Origin of the sequence: Sphingopyxis sp. FD7 (genome assembly GCF_003609835.1) — a bacterium.
Classification (GTDB): domain Bacteria; phylum Pseudomonadota; class Alphaproteobacteria; order Sphingomonadales; family Sphingomonadaceae; genus Sphingopyxis.
Window position 1 is genome coordinate 856,111 of the sequence record NZ_AP017898.1, and the last position, 21,159, is coordinate 877,269.

The following is a 21,159-nucleotide window of genomic DNA, read 5'->3' on the forward strand; positions in this document are numbered from 1 at the left end:
AGGAGGGAGCGATGGCTTTCCATCGTGACCGACGAGCGACGACGTCCTCGCGGCAAAATCGGCCCGCCGCCGCAGGCGGTCGTCCAGCGAGCCGGGCCGGGCGCGCCGCGTCGCTTGCACGGGCCCACCGGCCCGCACGGCGCAACGCTCCTCCCCGGCACAGCGCGCTGCACGATCTCGTCGCTTCAATCTCACTGAAACAGGGTCTAATCCGACCTACAGCGCTGGCGGCCCTCCGCGCGTCCGGTGCTCAGGTGCAAAGCACGCTGCGCTCCGGGTCATGGAAAACCACCATTTTGACCTACGGTCGTCTTCGACTTTGACTCGCCAGCTTCCGAGGGTCGATCCGTCCTGGTCCTCTTGATTTTGACAAATCTTTGTGACAGATAGAAATGAGAACGTTCACAATAAAGGGAGAGGCGATGCGGCGGACGTCTATAGCGATGGCACTTGGACTCTTGCTTGCAGGAGCCGCGGGCACCGCCGCCGGGATGGAAGAAGGGGGCGCGCGGGTGCATCCTGAAATCTGGCCCGTTGCGCGAAGCCCGCAAGCGATCAGCGACCCGGCCACCGAACGCCGCATCGACGTGCTGCTCGATCGGATGACGGTCGAGCAAAAGGTCGGACAGTTGATTCAGGCCGACATCAGCGCGATTACGCCCAAGGATCTCGAAACTTATCCCCTCGGGTCAATTCTTGCCGGGGGAAACAGCGGCCCCTTTGGCAATGAACGTTCGACCGCCGCCGAATGGGCGCGACTCGTGCGAGCGTTTCGGGAAGTGTCGCTGCGACCGGGAGCGAATGGTGTCGCCGTTCCGATCCTCTTCGGCATCGACGCGGTCCACGGACACAATAATGTCCCCGGGGCGACGATTTTCCCTCACAATATCGGGCTCGGCGCCGCGCGCGACCCCGATCTGATCCGTCGGATCGGCGAAGTCACGGCTGCCGAGATTGCCGCGAGCGGTATCGAATGGACTTTTGCGCCGACGCTCGCGGTGCCGCGCGATCTTCGCTGGGGCCGATCCTATGAGGGCTATGCCGCCGATCCGTACCTCGTGGCGCAATATGCCAAAGCAATGACACTGGGACTGCAGGGAAAGCTCGCGCCGGCGCAGCCCATCGCAAAAGATCGTGTCGCTGCGACGGCAAAACATTTCTTGGCCGACGGTGGAACGGAGCATGGCAAGGACCAGGGTGACGCCAGGATCAGCGAGACCGAACTGATCGCGATACATGCGCAAGGCTATCCCGCAGCGATCGACGCGGGGGCGTTAACGGTCATGGCCAGCTTTTCAAGCTGGAACGGGACCAAGCATCACGGCAATAAAGAGCTGCTGACCACGATCCTCAAACAGCGGATGGGCTTCGAGGGATTTGTTGTCGGCGACTGGAACGGTCACGGTCAGGTTCCCGGTTGCAGCGTCACCGATTGTCCCAAATCCATCCTGGCCGGACTGGACATGTTCATGGCGCCGGACAGCTGGAAGGGGCTTTATGCGTCGACGCTCGATCAGGCGAAGTCAGGGATCATTCCCGCGGCGCGGCTCGACGATGCGGTCCGGCGGATTCTGCGCGTGAAGTTCAAGCTGGGACTTTTCGACGACGTCCGGACCTTCCCGACCAGTCCATCGGTCATCGGGTCGCCAGATCATCTGGCGGTCGCCCGCGAGGCCGTCGCCAAATCACTCGTTCTGCTCAAGAATAATGACGCTGTGCTCCCCATCCGGCCCGGCGCGCGCGTGCTGGTGACCGGCCGGGCAGCGAATAATATGGCAATGCAATCCGGCGGGTGGACAATCAGCTGGCAAGGTAGCGATGTCACCCGCGAGGATTTTCCGAACGGCCAGACGATCTGGGAAGGGATCGAAGAGGCGGTCGCCGCGGCGGGCGGCGCGGCGACGTTTTCAGTCGACGGAAGCTTCGCGACAAAGCCCGATGTCGCGATCTTCGTATTTGGCGAAGAGCCCTATGCCGAGTTTCAGGGCGATGTTCCCACGCTTGATTACCAGCCGGTCAATCCTGTCGACCTCGCTCAACTCAAGCGTCTGAAGGGGGCGGGCATTCCCGTCGTCGCCGTTTTTCTCTCTGGTCGACCGCTGTTCACCAACCCTGAAATCAACGCCGCGGACGCATTCGTTGCCGCGTGGCTGCCGGGTTCACAGGGCGCGGGCGTCGCGGACGTCCTTGTCGCACGTCGCGATGGCAAGCCGATCCGAGATTTCAGCGGAACATTGCCCTTTGCCTGGCCCGCTACCGCAGCATCGCCGATCGCTGCTCCATTGTTCCCGATCGGCTATGGTCTTCGCTACGATCAGCCGTCTAAGGTGCCCCGGCTCTCCGAGGATCCCGGAATCGACGTGGCGGCAGCGCTCAATCTCGAGAATTTTTTCGCGGGTGGACGTGCGCGCGCACCCTGGTCGATGAGCGTCGGAGACGATGGCGGTGTGCGACCGGTTGAATCGGCAGCGGTGGTCAGCCCGAACGGGATGCTTTCCGCAAAATCGGTTGACGTGATGGCGCAGGAAGATGGGAAGCAGTTTCGATGGGCTGGAACGGGCACGGTCCAGATTTCCGGGCCGAACGCCGATCTCACACATCATCTGGGTCAGGATATGGCATTGCGCCTTGATGTGCGCGTCGACGCTGTCGGCGAAGGACGCGTAAGCGTCGCGTTCGCAAATGCCGGGATCGACGTGACCGACTGGGTCGGCGCGGCGCCGACCGGAATATTGTCGACGCTCCAGATTCGGTTGCGCTGTTTTGCCGACCGCGGCGCCGACCTGCAGCGCGTCGGCAATCCGCTCGGCCTGGCGGGGCACAAGGGGCTGGGACTCACGCTGCTCTCGGCGAGGGTCGAGCCCGCACCGAACGCGCCTTCTTGTCCGGTGCAGGCGGAATAGGGTCCGGTCGTTTCCGGTCGCGATCGCAAAGATACGAATGATGCTGACGCCCGATATGCAACCGGGCGGTGTTCTTGTCGCCCGCGAGGCCGTCTGCGATCGGTCGGCCCTCGAACGCTGACCTCGACGTTGACGCGCGCGATTCCATCGGCTGGCGCGCTGCGGTCGGGGCCGCGTGCTTGCGCGCGTTGTCGCGGGACCATTGCTGCCTTCCAGCCGGGCACGACAGGTCATCCGGTCGTCCATCTCGGTCGGCTGCAATCGTTCAGAGCCCGGCCTTGTCGAAGACATGTCCTTCGGGGTCAAGATCGCGCAGATCGCTCCCTCGCGTTTCGCGGCCGTACCGGGCGACCAGAAGGAGCGATGCGGCCATTACGGGCATGATCGTCAATATGCTTGCCACCAGCGACGGGACGATGGCGAATATCGCGAGGCCCTGCGCGCATACTCCGCCCAGTTTGCTGGATGCCGCGACCCAGCCGGTGTTGCGGCCGCGGACTCTCAGCGGGAAACTCTCGGCGCTATAGGGAAGAAGCATCGCGATGATGGCGTTGCTGCCCACTATGAGCAGGGCTGCGGGCAAGAGCGGTGATGCGTTTTCAACCAGCGCGAACCAGAGCATTCCCCCGAGGCCGGCAAGCGTTGCAACGGATGCCGCAAGGAGCGACAGTTTCGTGCTCCAGGCGTGATAAATCCAGGCTACGAAAAATACGGTGGGAAGCGCGACAAGCGCGGAATCGGCAAGCAGGCGGCTCGACGATGACGTGCTGTATCCGCGCGCCACCAGTTCGGCCGGGAGCCACAGCAACAAGCCGAAGTTCACGAAACTCCATGCGATGGCGGTAAAGTTCAGCGCCACCACGCCGCCGACGAGTTCCGATCGCCGGTGCGAATCCTGTCGCGGCGGCGGCGGCGCTTGGTCCGTCCTGTGCAGGTCTGACCCGAAGCGCGCCATGATCCGCCGTGCTTCTGCATGTCGACCGCGCGCCATGAGAAACTTGGCCGACTCCGGAATGAAGGCTCCGAGCGCGACAAGCACAAGACCGCTCGGCAAATTGGCCAGCCACAAGATTCGCCAACTCAGAAGCGGCTCCAGCCAGGCGGCAATGAGGCTCGCCGCGACATAACCCCCCGCCGCACCCAGCCCGCCGACGAGCACCAGGCTCCAGCCCCGGTGGCGACTGGGCATCATCTCGGCAAGAAGCGCATAGGTAACGGGCAGCATGCCCCCCGCGGCAGCCCCCATCATAAAGCACATGACAATGTTCCAGGCCAATGACGGCATCGTTCCGCAAACGGACGTGCCGACAAACATCACGGCCGACAAAAGGATGGTCGCTTTGCGGCCGTAAACATCGGCCACGGCGCCCCAGACTATGGATCCGGCCACCGTTCCCAACAGCGCCGCAAAAGGGACGAGCGAAACGGTTTCGCGCGATAGCCCATATTCCTGCATCATTCCGGGTATCACAAACCCGAGACTTGCGGGCTTCATGATGTCGATGACGAGCGCGACAACCAGGGCTGCCATCAAACGCACATGCGCCGCGGAGAGGGGCGCATCTTCGGGCGCCGAGACCGACAGTCGGTCAGCCGCGACAATGTGCCGGGCGAGCTTCGCGGGAAGCAAACCCCAGGCGGCGACGCCGACGCCCGCGACGACGAGCGCCATGCCGACGACCATCATGCTGTCCACCGGCATTCCGGCCATCCGGAAACCGTGATCGCGCCCCATCCAGAACATCGGCAGATGGGCCGCCACGCCGATTGTAACCGCTGTCACTCCGATGAGGAAGAGCCAGGGACTGCGTCCATTGTCGAGCATATCGTCCTTGGCAAATCGAGGGCGGGAAACAGGCGCTAATCATCTTGTCATCATGGTGCGCCCACGTCGACTCAGGACTCGCCGCCGGATTCGATTTTCTCCACTGGGGAAAAAGGAATCCGTCCTGAACTCACCCTGCGGCCTCGCCTTGGACGGTGCAGATCGGCAAAACTTCGTAACCTGCGCAGGGCCCTCAATCGATCGTGCGCGCGAGTTCGCGGTTGAGCCATAGCGCAACGAGCGTCACGATCGCGCCCGACAGCAGATAGGCGCCCGCGGCGATCAGCCCGAATTCGCTCGACAGCCAGAGCGCGACCATCGGCGCGAAACCGGCGCCGAACAGCCAGGCGAGATCGGTGGTGAAGGCCGATCCGGTATAGCGGTGCCGCGGGGTGAAGTTCGACGAGAGCGCGCCCGACGATTGCCCGAACGACAGGCCGAGCAGCAGGAAGCCGAGTATCATGAAGCTCGCCTCGCCGGCCTGCCCTGCGTCGAGCAGCTGCGGGGCGAAACCGCTGAACGCCGCGATGGCCGCTGCGGTCGCGGCGAGCACGGTGCGGCGACCGAAGCGGTCGGCGAGATAGCCCGAGGCGATGATCGCGATCACGCCGCCGACGGCGGCGATCGCCTCGATCATCAGGAAGCGCGCGGGGGTTTCGTCGGTGAACAGGAACACCCACGACAGCGGATAGACGGTGACCATGTGGAACATCGCGAAGCTGGCAAGCGGGGCGAAGGCGCCGATGACGATGGTTTTCCATTCCGAGCGCATCGTGTCGAGCAGCGGCGCGGGCTGGAGCGCGCGATTCTCGAACAATTCGGCATATTCGGGGGTCACGACGATGCGCAGCCGCGCGAACAGCGCGACGACGTTGATCGCAAAGGCGACGAAGAAGGGATAGCGCCAGCCCCAGGCGAGGAAATCTTCGGCCGGCAGCGCCGAAATCAGGAACATGAAGAGCAGGCTGGCGACGATCAGGCCGAGCGGCGCGCCGAGCTGCGGGATCATCGCATACCAGCCGCGCTTCGATGCGGGGGCGTTCAATGCGAGCAGCGACGCGAGGCCGTCCCACGAGCCGCCGAGCGCGACGCCCTGGCCCATGCGGAACAGCGCGAGGAGCAGCGCGGCGCCGACGCCGATCGATTCATGGCCGGGCAGGAAGGCGATCGCCGCGGTCGATCCGCCGAGCAGGAACAGCGCGATGGTGAGCTTGGCGCCGCGGCCATAGGCGCGGTCGATGGCGGTGAAGATGACCGTGCCGACCGGACGCGCGACGAAGGCGAGGGCAAAGATCGCGAACGACCAGAGCGTGCCCGTCAGCGGATCGAGGTGCGGGAACACCAGCTTCGGAAACACCAGCACCGACGCGATCGCATAGACGAAGAAGTCAAAAAATTCGGACGTGCGGCCGATGATGACACCGATGGCGATTTCGGCTGGATCGATTTTGTGCCCCCCCTGTTCGTTGGCGCCGTGGAGCGCCCGCGCGTCGCGTTCGGCCTCGGTCGTGGGGACGGTGTCGGCAGCCATGGTATCGATCCTTGCGCTGGCGCCCGCCGCACGTCAGGGTGCGCAGGCACGAGTCGGTCTTAGGGCAAAAGCACCCGCAATAAAAACGCCCCTGCGCGATGACGACGGATCGTGGGATTGGACAAAATGTCCTATGTGCAGTGCGACGAAGGCGGCTTAGGCGCGCGTCATGCCCGCTGATCTCCCCCGTTTTTCCGCCCGGATGCGGCTGCTGCCGCTGCTCGCCGCAACGCCGCTCTTGTCGGGGTGCGGCATGGTCGTGCTCGATCCCGCAGGCGACGTCGCGCGTCAGCAGGGCGATCTGATCGTCCTGTCGACCGTGCTGATGCTGCTGATCATCGTGCCGGTGATGGCGCTGACGATCTTTTTCGCGTGGAAATATCGCGCGTCGAACCGGGACGCCACCTACAAGCCCGACTGGGACCATTCGACGCAGCTCGAGCTGGTCATCTGGTCGGCGCCGCTGCTCATCATCATCTGCCTCGGCGCGGTGACATGGGTGGCGACGCATCTGCTCGACCCCTATCGCCCGCTCGCACGCACGGGGCCGGGAAAGCCCGTCGCGGCGGAGGTGAAGCCGCTCGACGTGCAGGTCGTCGCGCTCGACTGGAAATGGCTGTTCATCTATCCCGAACAGGGGGTGGCGACCGTCAACGAGCTGGCGGTGCCGGTCGATCGGCCGCTGCGCTTCCGCATCTCTTCCTCTTCGGTGATGAACAGCTTTTACGTGCCCGCGCTCGCGGGGCAGATTTATGCGATGCCGGGGATGGAGACCAAGCTTCACGGCGTGTTCGACAAGACCGGCGAGTTCACCGGCTTTTCGGCCAATTATTCGGGCTGGGGCTTTTCGAACATGCGCTTCGGCGTCAAGAGCCTGACCGCCCGCGAGTTCGATCAATGGGTTGCCGCGACGCGCGCGTCGGCCGAGGGCGACCTTAGCCGCAATGCCTATCTGAAGCTCGAAACGCCGTCGCAGAAGGAGCCGGTGCGCCGCTTCGTCGCGAATGACCCGCAGCTGTTCGACGCAGTGGTCAACATGTGCGTCGAGCCGGGCAAGATGTGTATGCACGACATGATGTCGCTCGATGCCGCGGGCGGCGCGGGGATCGCGGGCATCGGCAATGTCCGGCAGGTCACCTATGACAAGTTCGCCGCGCGCGGCACCGTCGATGCCGCCCGCTGGTCGATGCGCTACGTCGCCGCCTGGTGCAGCGCGCCGGTGATGTCGAACGACCGCCCCGACGCGAAGCCCGTGTCGCCGGAAAAGCTGAAGGGCGAGGGGCTGCCGCTGCCGGGCAAGCCCGCCCGCACCGCGCTGAACGCGCCCGCCGCCACGCGCCCGCTGTCCTGACCGTCTGCCGAGCTGAACCCATGTCCGACGCTATCATCCCGCATCCCGCCCCGCCGACGCACCCGATTTTCGGCAAGCTGTCGATCGACGCGATCCCGCTGCACGAGCCGATCCTCGTCGCGACCTTCATCGGGGTGGCGATCGGCGGCATCGCCGTGCTCGCGCTGCTGACCAGATATCGCCTGTGGGGATATTTATGGAAGGAGTGGTTCACCACGGTCGACCACAAGCGGATCGGGATCATGTACATGATCCTGGGGCTGATCATGTTCCTGCGCGGCTTTGCCGACGCGATCATGATGCGATTGCAGCAGGTGATGGCGTTCGGCGGGTCCGAAGGCTATCTGAACGCGCATCATTATGACCAGGTGTTCACCGCGCACGGGGTCATCATGATCTTTTTCGTCGCGATGCCGTTCATCACCGGGCTGATGAACTATATCGTGCCGCTCCAGATCGGCGCGCGCGACGTCAGCTTTCCCTTCCTCAACAATTTCAGCTTCTGGATGACGAGCGCGGGCGCCGCGCTGACGATGATCTCGCTGTTCGTCGGCGAATATGCGCAGACCGGCTGGCTGGCCTATCCGCCCTTGTCGGGGATCGCCTACAGCCCCAATGTCGGGGTCGATTATTATATCTGGGGGCTTCAGATAGCCGGGGTGGGCACGACGCTGTCGGGCATCAACCTGATCGTCACCATATTGAAGCTGCGCGCGCCGGGCATGGGGCTGATGAAGATGCCGGTCTTTACCTGGACTTCGCTCTGCTCGAACATATTGATCGTCGCAAGCTTCCCGATCCTGACCGCGACGCTCGCGCTGCTCAGCCTCGATCGCTATGCTGGCACCAATTTCTTCACCAACGATCTCGGCGGATCGCCGATGATGTATGTGAACCTGATCTGGATCTGGGGGCACCCGGAGGTCTACATCCTCATCCTGCCGCTGTTCGGCGTGTTTTCCGAAGTCACCTCGACCTTCTCGGGCAAGCGGCTCTTCGGCTATACGTCGATGGTCTATGCGACGGTGTGCATCACGATCCTGTCGTACATCGTCTGGCTGCACCATTTCTTCACCATGGGGTCGGGCGCCAGCGTCAACAGCTTCTTCGGCATCACGACGATGGTGATTTCGATCCCGACGGGGGCCAAGCTCTTCAACTGGCTCTTCACCATGTACCGCGGCCGCATTCGCTATGAATTGCCGATGATGTGGACGATCGCCTTCATGCTGACCTTTGTCATCGGCGGCATGACCGGGGTGCTGCTCGCGGTGCCGCCCGCCGACTTCGTGCTGCACAATTCGCTGTTCCTGATCGCGCATTTCCACAATGTCATCATCGGCGGCGTATTGTTCGGCCTGTTCGCGGCGATCAATTACTGGTGGCCCAAGGCTTTCGGGTTCAAGCTCGATGTGTTCTGGGGCAAGATCAGCTTCTGGTGCTGGGTCGTCGGCTTCTGGGTCGCCTTTACCCCGCTCTATATCCTCGGCCTGATGGGCGTGACGCGGCGTATGCGCGTGTTTGACGACCCCAGCCTGCAAATCTGGTTCGCGATCGCCGGGGTCGGCGCGCTCATCATCGCCGCGGGCATCGGCGCGATGCTGGTCCAGTTCGCGGTGAGCATCTGGCGCCGCAAGGAGCTGCGCGAGGAAAGCGGCGATCCGTGGGACGGCCGCACGCTCGAATGGGCGACCAGCTCGCCGCCGCCCGATTACAACTTCGCCTTCACGCCGGTGATCCACGACCTCGATGCCTGGTACGACATGAAGAAGCGCGGGCACCAGCGGCCGGTCGGCGGCTATCGCGACATTCATATGCCGAGCAATACGGGGGCGGGAGTCATCCTGTCGGGCATCTGCCTTGTCCTGGGGTTTGCGCTCGTCTGGCATATCTGGTGGCTGGTGGCGGCGAGCTTTGTGGCGGTGGTCGCCGGGGCGATCGTCCATACGTTCAACTACAAGCGCGATTTCGACATTCCCGCGGCGACGGTCGCGGCGGTCGAGGACGCGCGCAGCCGCCAGCTGGCGGCCGGAGCCTGATGCGATGAGTGCCAAGACTTTGACCGCGAACGAGGCCGTGCAGTTCTACGACCTCGACGAACAGGCGCATCCGGAGGGGCACAGCACGATGCTGGGCTTCTGGATCTATCTGATGAGCGACTGCCTCATCTTTGCGATCCTCTTTGCCTGTTACGCCGTGCTCGGCGGCAGCTATGCCGCGGGGCCGGCGCCGAGGGATCTGTTCGACCTGAAACTGATCGCGCTCAACACCGCGATGCTGCTCTTCTCGTCGATCACCTACGGCTTTGCGGTGCTCCAGATGCAGCAGGGCAGGGTGAAGGGCGTGCAGATATGGCTCGCGATCACCGGCCTGTTCGGGCTCGCCTTCCTCGGTATCGAGCTTTACGAGTTCCACCATCTGATCGAGATCGGCGCGACGCCGCAGCGCAGCGCGTTCCTGTCGGCCTTTTTCACCCTCGTCGGCACGCACGGGCTGCACGTCACCTTCGGTATCATCTGGCTGGTGACCTTGATGGTCCAGCTGTCGAAGCACGGGCTGATCGCCGCGAACAAGCGCCGCGTGATGTGCCTTTCGATGTTCTGGCACTTCCTCGACGTCGTGTGGATCGGCGTCTTCACCTTTGTCTATCTGATGGGAGTGCTGCGATGAGCGCCGACCCTCACGCTGCGCATGGTCATGGCGAGATCGAGATGCCGCACGCGACGATGCGCGACTATGTCATCGGTTTTGTGCTGTCGGTGATCCTGACCGCCATCCCCTTCTGGCTGGTGATGACGATGCCGCTGAGCGCTGGAGTGACGGGGGCGATCATCATGGGCTTCGCCGTGGTGCAGATCGTCGTTCATATGATCTTTTTCCTGCACATGACGCCAAAGGCCGAGGGCGGCTGGTCGCTGACCTCGCTGGTGTTCACGGTGATCGTCGTGGTCATCATGCTCGCGGGGTCGCTGTGGGTGATGCACCACCTCAACACCAACATGATGCCGATGCCGCACGAGGCGACGGGCCAGCTTGCGAGCCAGGCGCCGTGACGCGCGCCCGCCGCGCGGGTTTTGCCGCGGCGGCGCTGATCGCGGCGATGCTTCTGGCGGGGCTCGGCGTGTGGCAGGTCGAGCGCCGCGCGTGGAAGCATGAGCTGGTCGCCGCGGTCGAGGCGCGCATCGCCGCCGCGCCGGTGGCGGCACCGGGACCGGAGGCGTGGCCGCGGATCGACGAGAAGGACGACGCCTATCGCCGCGTCACCGCGACGGGCGTGTTCCGCCACGACCGCGAAACGCTCGTGCAGGCGGTGACCGAGCGCGGCGCGGGCTTCTGGGTGCTGACGCCGCTCGAGACGCCGCGCTTCACGCTGCTCGTCAATCGCGGCTTCGTGCCCTCGAGTCGCCGCGAGGCATCGACGCGGGCGGCGGGCAATGTCGCTGGGCCGGTGACGGTGACGGGCCTTTTGCGCGTGAGCGAGCCCGGCGGCGCCTTCCTGCGCGACAACGATCCGGCCGAGAACCGCTGGTTCTCGCGCGATGTTGCAGCGATTGCGAAGGCGCGGGGACTGAAGCGGGCCGCGCCCTATTTCGTCGATGCCGACGCGGCGCCGAACCCCGGCGGCTATCCGGTCGGCGGGCTGACCGTCGTGCGTTTTCGCGATCATCATCTGGTCTACGCGCTGACCTGGTTCGCGCTTTGCGCGCTCAGCCTCTTTTTTGCCTGGCGGATGTGGCATAGTCGCGATTGATGACCGCGCTTTCGATCCTGCCGCCGACGTCCAGCACGGCGCCCGCCGGCCGCCGCAACATGGCGCTGCTGATCCAGCTGCGCTGGCTCGCGGTGGGCGGACAGCTCGCGACGATCGGTATCGTCAGCGGGCCGATGGGCATTTCGCTCGAGCGCGGTCCCCTGCTCGGCGCGATCCTCGTGCTCATCGCGATCAACCTCGCGAGCACCGCCTTGCTCCGTCGCGGCCGCGCGGTGACCAATGCCGAACTGACCGCCGCGCTGCTCTTCGATGTCGCCGCGCTTGGGTGGCAGCTGCACCACAGCGGCGGGCTCGCCAACCCCTTCGCCTCGCTGTTCCTGCTGCAAGTCGTGATCGGCGCGATCCTGCTCACGCCGCGTTCGTCATGGGCGATCGTCGCTGCGGCCTTGGTGGCGCTCGCGGCGCTCCGCATCGACCCGACGCCGCTTGTGCTGCCGCCCGCCTATGCCGCCGATCCGATGGGGCTTTATCTTCAGGGCAGCTTTGTCTGTTTCCTGCTGATCGCGGTGCTGCTCGTCGCGTTCGTCACGCGGATCAGCCGCAATTTGCGCGAGAGCGACGCCGCGCTCGCCGCGAGCCGCCAGCGCGCGGCGGAGGAGGATCATATCGTGCGCATGGGGCTGCTCGCATCGGGCGCGGCGCACGAGCTTGGCACGCCGCTCTCGACGCTGTCGGTGCTGATCGGCGACTGGAAGGCGGCGGCGCGGCTGAAGGACGACCGCGAGTTGCAGGAGGATCTTTCCGACATGGATGCCGCGGTGCAGCGGTGCAAGGCGATCGTCAGCGGCATTTTGATGTCGGCGGGCGAGGCGCGCGGCGAGGCGCCGCAACTCACCACGATGCGCGCGGCGTTCGGTGAGATTGTCGCCCACGCGCGCGCCGCGCGCCGCCCCGACACGCTGGAGTTCCACGACCGTTTCGGCGCCGATGTCGCGATCGTGTCGGACCCCGCGCTGCGGCAGGTGATCGGCAATGTGCTCGACAACGCCGCCGAAGTGTCGCCCGACTGGACCAGCTTCACCGCGTCGCGTGACGGTGAGATGCTGGTGATCGAAATCGCCGACCGCGGCCCCGGCTTCAGCGACGAGATGCTGGAGGGGTTCGGCCAGCCCTATCGCTCGACCAAGGGGCGCCCTGGCGGCGGGCTGGGGCTGTTCCTGCTCGTCAATGTGCTGCGCAAGCTCGGCGGCGGGGCGACGGTGGCAAACCGCGACGAGGGCGGGGCACTCGTGCGTATCTGGCTGCCGGTCGCGGCGCTCGCGCGGCCGGAGGGAGAAACGCAATGAGCGACAAGCGACAACTGCTGATCGTCGAGGATGACGAGGCGTTCGCGCGGACGCTGAAACGCTCGTTCGAGCGGCGCGGCTATGCGGTCGAGGTTGCGCACAGTCCCGACGAGATGGACGCGCTGCTCGCGACATTCCATCCCGGCTATGCGGTGGTCGACCTGAAACTGGGCAGCGCGTCGGGGCTGGCGTGCGTTCAGGCGCTGCGCGCCGCCGACCCGATGATGCGGATCGTCGTGCTGACGGGCTTTGCGAGCATCGCGACCGCGGTGGAGGCGATCAAGCTCGGCGCCTCCTATTATCTCGCCAAGCCGTCGAACACCGACGACATCGAGGCGGCATTCGAGCGCGCCGAGGGCAATCCCGACGCCGCGCTCGACGCGCGCCCCTCGTCGATCAAGACCGTCGAGTGGGAGCATATCCACCAGACGCTCGTCGAAACGGGCTTCAACATCTCCGAAACCGCGCGTCGGCTGGGGATGCACCGGCGGACCCTGGCGCGAAAGCTGGAGAAACGGCAGGTTCGCTGAAGGGGGCGGGACAACCACCTGCCGTCATCCTGGCGAAGGCCGGGATCTCACCGGTGCGTCAGGCCCAGACGGTGAGATCCCGGCCTTCGCCGGGATGACGGAGGGGAAAGGTTGGGGTTATTTCCCTTCAACCAGCTCGCGTTGCAGGAACCCGTGCAGCATCGCCGCGCGGACCGCGTCCTCGGCATGGTCGGCGCCGACCGAATGGCCGCCCTCCAGATATTCGTGATAATAGACGCGGTTGCCATTCTCCATCAGCCGCGCGGCATATTTGCGCGCGTGGCCGGGGTGGACGCGGTCGTCCTTGGTCGAAAGATAGAGGAAAATCGGCGGATAGGTCACGCCCTTGCGGATGTTGTGATAGGGCGAATATTTCGACAGGAACGCCCAGTCGCCCGGCTCGTCGGGGTCGCCATATTCGGCGACCCACGAGGCGCCCGCGAGCATCTTGTCATAGCGCCACATATCCTTGATCGGCGAACCCGAGATCACCGCGCCATAGAGGTCCGGCCGCTGCGTCATCGCCGCGCCGACGAGCACGCCGCCGTTCGAGCGGCCCGAAATCGCGATCCGGCCCTTGGCGCTGATGCCCGCCCTGACCAGATCCTCGGCGACCGCGTGCAGATCGTCGAAGCTGTTCTGGCGCTTTTCGCGGAGCGCCGCCTGATGCCAGGCGGGGCCATATTCGCCGCCGCCGCGGATGTTCGCGAGGACATAGGCGTTGCCGCCCTCGACCCAGAAAAGGCCGAGCGGCCCGGCGCGATAGGGCTGGCCGGTGAGGTATCCCGGCGTCTGCGCGGCGCGGAACCCGCCATAGGCGTGGATCAGCGCCGGAACGGGGCCGCTCGCGCCCTTTTTGCGGACGAGGAAATAGGGGATTTTCGTCCCGTCTTTGGAGGTCGCGAAACGCTTTTCGGCGGTCATGTCGTCGGCGTCGAAGGTCGCGGGCAGGCTCTGCACCGCCTTTGCCGCCTGACCGTCGGCGACGGCATAGAGCGTCGGCGGGGTCAGCATCGTCTCGGCGGTGGCCAGCAGCGTATCGCGCTTGCCGATTGTCCCGGCGATGCCGACGGTGGCATTGGCGGCGAGCGGCACCGCCTTGCGGCTCCATACGCCGGTCGCCGTGTCGCGGCGCAGCGCGAACAGCTTGCCCTCGACATCGTCCAGCGCCTTGACCCAAAGGATGTTGTCGGTCGCCGACACCTCCTCGATCGCCTGCGCCTTCGTCGGCGTCATCGCCGGGACGATGGCGACCTTGCGGTTCGCCGACATGTCGGCGAGCGACAGCGAGACGAGCGAGCCGGCAGGATTGTCGCCCCAGTCGCGGTTCAGAAAAACGATCAGCTGGCCGTCCAGCACATCGCGCACGCTGGCGGTTTCGGGCACGATTGTTGGGATGTAACGTGACCGGTCGCTGTTCGGCAGCAAGAGGTCGGCAGTGTAGAAGGTCTTGCCGCGGCTGATCATCGGCCAGCGCGTGTCGCCGTCGGTCAGCGCGAACACATTCATGCCGACGTCGTCGGGCGCGCCCTCGGCGACTATCGTGGCGGACGACAGCGGCGTCCCGCGTTTCCAGCGCTTGACGATGCGCGGATAACCCGACGCGGTCATGCTCCCCTCGCCATAGTCGGTCGCGACGAGCAACGTGTCGGCATCCTCCCACGTCACGCTGCTTTTCGCCAGCGGCAGCGTGAAGCCGCCGTCGACGAAACTTCGCGTCGTGCGGTCCCATTCGCGGACGATGTCGGCGTCGGTGCCGCCGGGGCTCAGCGAGACGAGGCAGCGCGTGTAATCGGGCGCAAGACAGTCGGCGCCGTGCCAGACCCAGCTCTGCCCCTCCGCCTTGCCGAGCGCGTCGACGTCGATCAGCGTGCGCCATTCGGGCTTGCCGGCCAGCCAGGCGTCGAGCGGGCTTTGGCGCCACAGGCCGCGCGGATTGGTGGCGTCGCGCCAGAAATTGGTGATCGTATCGCCCATCACCTCGCCGGGCATCGCGATCTGGCGATCGTCGTCGAGGATTTCGCGCGCACGCTTGCGGTCGGCCTCGAAGTCGGGGCGACTCCTGAGCAGCGCGTCGGCCTTGGCGTTTTCCTTCTTGACCCAGTCGAGCGCCTTCGGACCCTCGATGTCTTCGAGCCAGAGGTAAGGGTCGGCTTCCGGCGGCGCGGCCACGGCGGCAATGGAACAGCTGAGGGCAAGCGCGGCGAGGCTGGCGCGGATCATTCGGAACATCTCCCCTGGGGTTGGTGGCGCTGTGCTAGCAGCATCACACAGTACAGGGAAGCATCTGTCATACCGGGTAGGGGTCAGCCTGAATTTCCACCTGTGCGCGGTCCGCGTATGCTTCTTTTCTCGTCACCCTGAACTTGTTTCAGGGTCCATGGCCCGACCTCTCGACCAACGCAGCGTCGGACGAGGGAGCAGGCCATGGATGCTGAAACAAGTTCAGCATGACGAAGGAATGGAGTGACCCACGACAGGCTCACTGGTCGATGATGATCGTCCCCGGATGATGCTTGTCGAGATGCTTCTTGATGATGCGAAGGTTGCGCGTGTTCGAGCGGAAGAAAAAGTCGAACGCATCGCCGACCAGCGGGACCGCGCCGAGCGCGGTGTCGACACCCAGATTGCCGACCATCCGCCAGATCTTCCATTTCGGCATTCCCAGGTTACGCGCTTCCCAGATCAGGTAAGCGCCCATCGTCGCGGCGATGACGTCGCCGACGACGGGGACCAGCCCGACGATCGCGTCAAGGCCGACGGGGCGGCCCAGGCCCGGAATGACAAAGCTGCGTTCGAGCAGGGTTTCGAGCATTTCGACGCGCTTGCGCAGCGCGGCCGGGTTGGTGCGGTCCTGGATTAGCGCGTCGAAGATCGCGTCGGGATTGGGCGGCGCAGGGGCCATCGGCGTCCTTTCAAAAGCGCTCCGAGGCGAGCGTCACCGTATTAGTTGGGTATGGCAATCAGATGATTCAATGGATGCTGCGCACGGCCGTTCGCGCGCAGTCCCGTCAGGCGCTGCGACGCGACCGACCATCGCAGCGGCGTCGCGAGCGGGATGAAGGGGGCATAGCGCGCGAGCACCGCCTCCGCCTCGCCGATCTGCCGCGCGCGCTGACCGGCATCGACATTGGCGGTCGCCTGGTCGATCAGATCCTGCGCCTCGCGGTTGCAGAGCGTGTCGCGGCGGCACGACAGGCGGCGCAGCGCCCAGATCGGATCGTCGCTCGGCGCCACCTCGTCGATCAGCCGCAGATCGGCGCTCGACGCCATTTTGACGCGGCGGCTGGGCACGCCGATCGCCGCCAGATCGGCGGCGACATAGGCATAGAGGATGCGGCCGCCGGGCGAGTCGGGAACGGCGATGCGCAGTGGTTCGATTTCGCGTCCGGCGGCGCGCCAGGCGTCGACGACGCGGCGCGCCTGAGCGAGCCGCGACGTCGCGTCATAATCGGCCCACGCGGGCTGCAAGGGTGCAGGGCCACCGTCGCGCGTATAGAGCGCGGGGCGGAGCGTCACCTGCGGCTGCCATTCGGTCAGCCCGAAGGCTTCGATCAATCGTTCGCGTCGGATCGCGCGCAACAGCGCGTCGCGATTGGTGTCGGTCGCGAGGAAGCCTTCGGCGCGGACGAAGGCCAGCCCGAACAGGCCGGGCACGGGATCGACCACCAGCCGCGACCGGCCGATGTTCGAGGCGACGAAATAGGGCAGGGTGGAAAAGCGCCCGCCGATCACGCCGTCGGCATAGCCATTCTTGAACCGCGCGAGCGCGCCCTGCGGCGTCGTGCCGACGAGTTCGATCGACGCGGCGGGGTCATTCGCCGCGGCTTCGGCGGCTTCGGGATCTTCGGCGAGCGGATCGGGGACGGGGGAGAGCAGCAGCGCCTGACCAACCTTGCGCGCGCGCATCGGCCCCCAGCCCATGCCTCGGTTAACGATCGCCATCGACGGCTGCGCGAGCAGTTCGAGCAGCGCGGGTTGCGGCACTGACAGGCGGATTTCGATGACGGTATCGGTCATCGCCTTGATCGTCTCGACCTCGGGAAAATCATCCTTCAGCACATGGCGGCTGGCGGGGGCGAGGTAGGACCGCAGGATGGCGGCGACGGTCTCGGCGGTTACCTTGCTGCCATTGGTCCATTTCGCCTCGGCGATGCGAAAAATATAGCTGCGCCCGTCGGCGGTGACGGTCCAGCGGTTGGCCAGCCCGGTGTCGATCTGGCCTTCGCCGTCATAGCTGACCAGCCCCTGCGACGTCGCGTCGAGCAGCGCCGCATTGGCGGTGGAAAGCTCGCCCCGCGCCGGGTTCGCCATCGGGTTGAGCTCGCTCATCGCGGCGACGCGTACCGGCCCGCGCTCGCCGAACAGGTCGCAACCGGACAGCGTCAGCATCAGGCCGGCCGCGATAGCGATCGCGCGGCATATGGTGCGGCCCGTTGCTGTCATTCCGAAGCGTCCCTCAAATCGTGTAAGCCAATCATAACCATGTGCTGCCAAAGCTGGCTAGGGGTGTCGCGACGATTGGGCAGAGGATGACCGGCAGCGGGAACGGAGATGCGGGCGAGCGCGTCGCGCTGCGCATCGAAATCGCGGGGCGGACGCTCGGCCATATCCGGCGCGAGCTGGCCGTGGTGCCGCATGGCCTCGACGATATATTGACGCCGACGGCGCGCACGATGCCGCCCGCGGGCCGCGACGGCTGGCTGCTCCGGTCGCTGCCGCGCGATCGGCTGCCCGCGCTGAGGGCCGAACTGGACGGCTGGCTGGTCGTCGAGCGTCAGGCCTATCCGCGCCATTATGTGCCGATGGCGGGGCAGGGCTTCGACGACTGGTGGCAGGGCTTTTCGTCCAAAACGCGCTCGACCTTGTCGCGCAAGGCGCGGCGGCTCGCCGATCAGTTCGCGGGCGGCACGGCGGTGCGCGCCTATCGCACGGCGGACGAGATCGACGAGTTCATGGACATTGCCGCGATATTGTCGGCGCAGACCTATCAGTCGCGGCTGATGCAGGCTGGGTTGCCGGTGAGCGATGCCGACTGCGCGCGCGCCGTCGCTGCGGCGGCCGAGGACAAGGTCCGCGCCTTCCTGCTGTTCGCCGGCGATCGCGCGATCGCCTATCTCTATCTGCCCGTCGAACGCGACGTGCTGATTTATGCCTATCTGGGCTATGATCCCGCCTTTGCCGCGCTGTCGCCGGGAACCGTCCTGCATGTCGAGGCGATGCGCGCGCTGTTCGCCGAGGGGCGGTTTCGCGCCTTCGATTTCACCGAAGGCGACGGCGCACACAAGGCGCAGTTCGGGCGAGCTTCGGTCGATTGCGCCGACATATTGGTGCTGCGGCCGACGCTGCGCAATCGCGCGGCGCTGGGGCTGATGAGCGGCGTCGACCGGCTGGCGGGTGCGGGCAAGTCCCTGCTCGAACGGCTGGGTCTGCGCGCGAAAGCGAAGGCGCTGATTCGTCGCTGATTCGGCCCCGATCGGGGGGCGTATTTGGTGCGGACGGCGGGACTTGAACCCGCATGACACTAGGCCGGCAGATTTTAAGTCTGCTGCGTCTACCGATTTCGCCACGTCCGCACGCGCGGTGACGGTCAAGCCGACGGGCCGGGGGAGGTCAAGCAAGTTTCGCGCTTTGCGCCGGGCGCCGCGTCGGCTAGACCGCCTGCCATGACAGCCGTTCTCCAGCTCTCCGGCCTCGGAAAAACCTATAAAAGCGGTCACATAGCGCTCAGCAATGTCGATCTTGAAATCAACAAGGGCGAAATCTTCGCGCTGCTCGGGCCGAATGGCGCTGGCAAGACGACGCTGATCAGCATCGTCTGCGGAATCGTCACCGCGAGCAGCGGAACGGTGACCGTCGGCGGGCACGACCACGCCCGCGATTACCGCGCCGCGCGGTCGATGATCGGGCTGGTGCCGCAGGAATTGCACACCGACGCCTTTGAAACGGTGCTTGCGACGGTCAGTTTTTCGCGCGGGCTGTTCGGCAAGCCCAAGAACCCCGCCTATATCGAACAATTGCTCCGTGACCTGTCGCTGTGGGACAAGCGTGGCAGCAAGATCATGGAATTGTCAGGCGGCATGAAACGCCGCGTGATGATCGCCAAGGCGCTGAGCCATGAGCCCGAAATCCTGTTCCTCGACGAACCGACCGCGGGGGTCGATGTCGAACTGCGCCGGGATATGTGGGCGATGGTACACGGGCTGCGCGAGCGCGGCGTGACGATCATCCTGACGACGCATTATATCGAGGAGGCCGAGGAAATGGCCGACCGCGTCGGCGTCATCAGCAAGGGGCAGATCATTCTCGTCGAAGAAAAACATGCGCTCATCAAGAAGCTCGGGCGCAAGACGCTGACGCTGAACCTCGCCGAACCGCTCGGCGCGGTGCCGACCGAACTGGCCGACTGGAAGCTTGAACTGGCGGGCGACGGGCACGAGCTTGTCTATGAGTTCGACAGTCAGGCCGAGGCGACGGGCGTGCCCTCGCTGCTCCGCCGGATGAGCGACATCGGCGTCGGTTTCAAGGATCTGCACACCAGGCAAAGCTCGCTCGAGGATATTTTCGTCGGGCTGGTGCACGAAGACAAGCACGAGGGCAGGGGCGCGAGGGAGCCGGTCGCATGATTTCCAACGTCCGTGGCATCCGTGCCATCTATCTGTTCGAAATGGCGCGGTTCGGCCGCACCTTCTGGACCAGCCTGATGCTGCCCGTCATCACGACGGCGCTCTATTTCGTCGTCTTCGGCTCGGCGATCGGCGGCCGCATGGCCGAGGTCGGCGGCGTTCCCTATGGCGCGTTCATCGTGCCGGGGCTGATGATGCTGACGATGTTCACCGAAAGCATCAGCAACGCCTCCTTCGGCATCTATATGCCCAAATGGACGGGCACGATCTATGAAATGCTGTCGGCGCCGCTGTCGCCGCTGGAAACGGTGGTCGCTTATGTCGGCGCCGCAGCGACCAAATCGGTCATCATCGGATCGATCATCTTCGCGACCGCGCATCTGTTTGTCGATGTCCAGGTCGCGCATCCGCTGCTGATGGCCCTCTTCATGATCCTGATGGCGGTGACCTTTTGCCTCTTCGGTTTCATCATCGGCGTCTGGGCGCAAAGTTTCGAGCAGTTGCAGGTCATCCCGCTGCTCATCGTCTATCCGCTGACCTTCCTCGGCGGCGCCTTCTATTCGCTCGACATGCTCCCCGCCGCGTGGCGGACGGTGACCTTGTTCAACCCCGTCGTCTATCTCATCAGCGGCTTTCGCTGGACCTTCTTCGGGCAGGGCGACGTCGCGATCGAGGTGAGCATGGGCGCGGTCGCATTCTTCTTCGCGCTGTGCCTGGGCGTCATCTTCTGGGTGTTCAGGACCGGCTACCGGCTGAAAAACTGAGGTTCCGATAACGTCATTGCGAGCGCAGCGAAGCAATCTCCAGTTCGATAGCTGGAGATTGCTTCGCTGCGCTTGCAATGACGATGTTTGGATCGTCGCTCAGCTGTTCAGCCGCTCGCGCATTTCCTTGCCGGGTTTGAAATAGGGCACCTTTTTCGCCTTCACTTCGACAGCCGCGCCGGTGCGCGGGTTGCGGCCGGTGCGCGACTCGCGCGCGCGTGTCGAAAAGGCGCCGAAGCCGCGCAGTTCCACACGACCGCCGACCGCGAGCTGGTCGACGATGGAATCGAAGAAAGTGTCGATGATACGCTCGACCTCCTCGAGCCTCAAATCGCTGTTTTCGTTCGCGATCTTCTGAACCAGTTCTGACCGGATCATGTGCTTCCCCTATCTCGCATAGCCACGCTTTGCCCGCAAATGCAGGCGCATCGATCGTTGCCGTCGATTGTGCGTGAGACCCCTCCCAACGCGCGGACAGGGTATCATGAATCACTGTTCGGTCAAAATATATCACTGAAAGAAAAAGCCCGCAGAGGGACACTCTGCGGGCCTTTTCGATTGCCTTGCGGCG

General features: G+C 64.9%; 17 protein-coding genes and 1 tRNA gene. 11 read left to right on the forward strand and 7 right to left on the reverse strand.

All coding sequences use genetic code 11. The features are described from left to right. Positions 1–392 precede the first annotated feature (392 nt). Positions 393–2,903 (forward strand): glycoside hydrolase family 3 protein, encoded by a 2,511-nt coding sequence (locus tag SPYCA_RS03985; protein WP_232003511.1) that lies wholly within the window; start codon positions 393–395, stop codon positions 2,901–2,903. A gap of 265 nt (positions 2,904–3,168) precedes the next feature. On the opposite strand, the gene SPYCA_RS03990 is transcribed toward SPYCA_RS03985, so the two are convergent. Together SPYCA_RS03990 and SPYCA_RS03995 are read right to left on the reverse strand one after the other, a co-directional pair. Next, positions 3,169–4,728, reverse strand: coding sequence for an MFS transporter (locus SPYCA_RS03990; protein ID WP_120219029.1), 1,560 nt, complete (start codon positions 4,726–4,728; stop codon positions 3,169–3,171). Positions 4,729–4,921: 193 nt separating this feature from the next. Further along, positions 4,922–6,259: an MFS transporter gene (locus SPYCA_RS03995; protein WP_120219030.1), complete on the reverse strand. Its 1,338-nt coding sequence runs from the start codon at positions 6,257–6,259 to the stop codon at positions 4,922–4,924. Between the two features lie 169 nt (positions 6,260–6,428). Between SPYCA_RS03995 and cyoA the strand changes: the two genes are divergently transcribed. From cyoA to SPYCA_RS04030, 7 genes are read left to right on the forward strand one after another with little or no spacing between them, the layout of a single operon-like run. Then, positions 6,429–7,610, forward strand: a complete 1,182-nt coding sequence (cyoA, locus tag SPYCA_RS04000) for a ubiquinol oxidase subunit II (protein WP_443029494.1) — start codon at positions 6,429–6,431, stop codon at positions 7,608–7,610. 20 nt (positions 7,611–7,630) lie between these two features. Beyond that, positions 7,631–9,649 carry a cytochrome o ubiquinol oxidase subunit I gene (gene cyoB / locus SPYCA_RS04005; RefSeq protein WP_120219031.1) on the forward strand — a complete coding sequence of 673 codons (2,019 nt, stop codon included), beginning with the start codon at positions 7,631–7,633 and terminating at the stop codon, positions 9,647–9,649. 4 nt (positions 9,650–9,653) lie between these two features. Continuing rightward, positions 9,654–10,280, forward strand: a complete 627-nt coding sequence (gene cyoC / locus SPYCA_RS04010) for a cytochrome o ubiquinol oxidase subunit III (protein ID WP_120219032.1) — start codon at positions 9,654–9,656, stop codon at positions 10,278–10,280. Continuing rightward, complete coding sequence (gene cyoD, locus SPYCA_RS04015) at positions 10,277–10,663, forward strand: cytochrome o ubiquinol oxidase subunit IV (RefSeq protein WP_120219033.1); 387 nt, start codon at positions 10,277–10,279, stop codon at positions 10,661–10,663. The genes cyoC and cyoD overlap by 4 nt, the downstream gene beginning before the upstream one ends. After that, a complete protein-coding gene (locus tag SPYCA_RS04020) occupies positions 10,660–11,361 on the forward strand; it encodes an SURF1 family protein (RefSeq protein ID WP_120219034.1) in 702 nt (233 codons plus the stop codon). The genes cyoD and SPYCA_RS04020 overlap by 4 nt, the downstream gene beginning before the upstream one ends. Beyond that, positions 11,361–12,668: an ATP-binding protein gene (locus SPYCA_RS04025; protein ID WP_120219035.1), complete on the forward strand. Its 1,308-nt coding sequence runs from the start codon at positions 11,361–11,363 to the stop codon at positions 12,666–12,668. Before SPYCA_RS04020 ends, SPYCA_RS04025 begins: the two co-directional genes overlap by 1 nt. Further along, positions 12,665–13,198, forward strand: coding sequence for a response regulator transcription factor (locus tag SPYCA_RS04030; protein ID WP_120219036.1), 534 nt, complete (start codon positions 12,665–12,667; stop codon positions 13,196–13,198). Before SPYCA_RS04025 ends, SPYCA_RS04030 begins: the two co-directional genes overlap by 4 nt. A gap of 117 nt (positions 13,199–13,315) precedes the next feature. Here SPYCA_RS04030 and SPYCA_RS04035 read toward each other — a convergent pair whose 3' ends face one another. The 3 genes from SPYCA_RS04035 to SPYCA_RS04045 form a co-directional block, all read right to left on the reverse strand. Continuing rightward, positions 13,316–15,421, reverse strand: a complete 2,106-nt coding sequence (locus SPYCA_RS04035) for a prolyl oligopeptidase family serine peptidase (protein ID WP_120219037.1) — start codon at positions 15,419–15,421, stop codon at positions 13,316–13,318. Positions 15,422–15,680: 259 nt separating this feature from the next. Continuing rightward, a complete protein-coding gene (locus SPYCA_RS04040; protein ID WP_120219038.1) occupies positions 15,681–16,103 on the reverse strand; it encodes a DUF4112 domain-containing protein in 423 nt (140 codons plus the stop codon). 41 nt (positions 16,104–16,144) lie between these two features. After that, on the reverse strand, positions 16,145–17,590 hold the full coding sequence (locus SPYCA_RS04045; protein ID WP_232003512.1) for an ABC transporter substrate-binding protein: 1,446 nt from the start codon (positions 17,588–17,590) through the stop codon (positions 16,145–16,147). A gap of 140 nt (positions 17,591–17,730) precedes the next feature. Between SPYCA_RS04045 and SPYCA_RS04050 the strand changes: the two genes are divergently transcribed. Further along, a complete protein-coding gene (locus SPYCA_RS04050) occupies positions 17,731–18,663 on the forward strand; it encodes a GNAT family N-acetyltransferase (protein WP_120219040.1) in 933 nt (310 codons plus the stop codon). Positions 18,664–18,688: 25 nt separating this feature from the next. Here SPYCA_RS04050 and SPYCA_RS04055 read toward each other — a convergent pair. After that, positions 18,689–18,774: transfer RNA gene (locus tag SPYCA_RS04055), tRNA-Leu, on the reverse strand. Between the two features lie 90 nt (positions 18,775–18,864). Between SPYCA_RS04055 and SPYCA_RS04060 the strand changes: the two genes are divergently transcribed. Continuing rightward, complete coding sequence (locus SPYCA_RS04060) at positions 18,865–19,824, forward strand: ABC transporter ATP-binding protein (protein WP_120219041.1); 960 nt, start codon at positions 18,865–18,867, stop codon at positions 19,822–19,824. Beyond that, complete coding sequence (locus tag SPYCA_RS04065) at positions 19,821–20,588, forward strand: ABC transporter permease (protein ID WP_120219042.1); 768 nt, start codon at positions 19,821–19,823, stop codon at positions 20,586–20,588. Before SPYCA_RS04060 ends, SPYCA_RS04065 begins: the two co-directional genes overlap by 4 nt. A 99-nt stretch (positions 20,589–20,687) precedes the next feature. Here the strand turns inward: SPYCA_RS04065 and SPYCA_RS04070 are convergent, their stop codons facing one another. After that, positions 20,688–20,966: an integration host factor subunit beta gene (locus SPYCA_RS04070; RefSeq protein WP_120219043.1), complete on the reverse strand. Its 279-nt coding sequence runs from the start codon at positions 20,964–20,966 to the stop codon at positions 20,688–20,690. Positions 20,967–21,159 lie beyond the last annotated feature (193 nt).